The sequence below is a fragment of the Micromonospora endophytica genome (assembly GCF_003236305.1).
In the GTDB taxonomy this organism is placed as follows: Bacteria; Actinomycetota; Actinomycetes; order Mycobacteriales; family Micromonosporaceae; genus Micromonospora; species Micromonospora endophytica.
In genome coordinates this window covers 1-462 of record NZ_POTX01000526.1, presented here as the reverse complement: position 1 = coordinate 462, position 462 = coordinate 1, and the positions used below count along the sequence as shown (strand labels likewise).

At 48.9% G+C, this 462-nt stretch carries 1 protein-coding gene; it reads left to right on the top strand.

All coding sequences use genetic code 11. The annotated features are described in order from the left end of the window. The coding region (gene rssA / locus C1I93_RS33425) for a patatin-like phospholipase RssA (protein ID WP_111246727.1) at positions 1–462 on the top strand (462 nt) is incomplete at both ends.

The following is a 462-nucleotide window of genomic DNA, read 5'->3' as shown; positions in this document are numbered from 1 at the left end:
ATATTGGCGTTATTAATGCGCTAAAAAAAGTGGGTATTGAAATTGATATCGTTGCAGGATGCTCAATTGGTTCGCTGGTGGGCGCGGCCTATGCATGCGATCGATTATCTGCGCTGGAAGATTGGGTAACCTCTTTCAGTTATTGGGATGTTTTACGCCTGATGGATCTCTCCTGGCAGCGCGGTGGGTTACTGCGCGGCGAGCGTGTCTTCAATCAATATCGCGAAATAATGCCGGAAACAGAGATCGAAAATTGTTCCCGTCGCTTCGCGGCTGTTGCCACCAATTTAAGTACTGGGCGCGAATTATGGTTTACTGAAGGCGATCTCCATCTTGCTATTCGTGCATCATGCAGTATTCCAGGACTAATGGCACCCGTTGCGCATAACGGCTACTGGCTGGTTGATGGGGCAGTAGTTAACCCAATTCCTATTTCGCTCACGCGTGCATTGGGTGCTGATA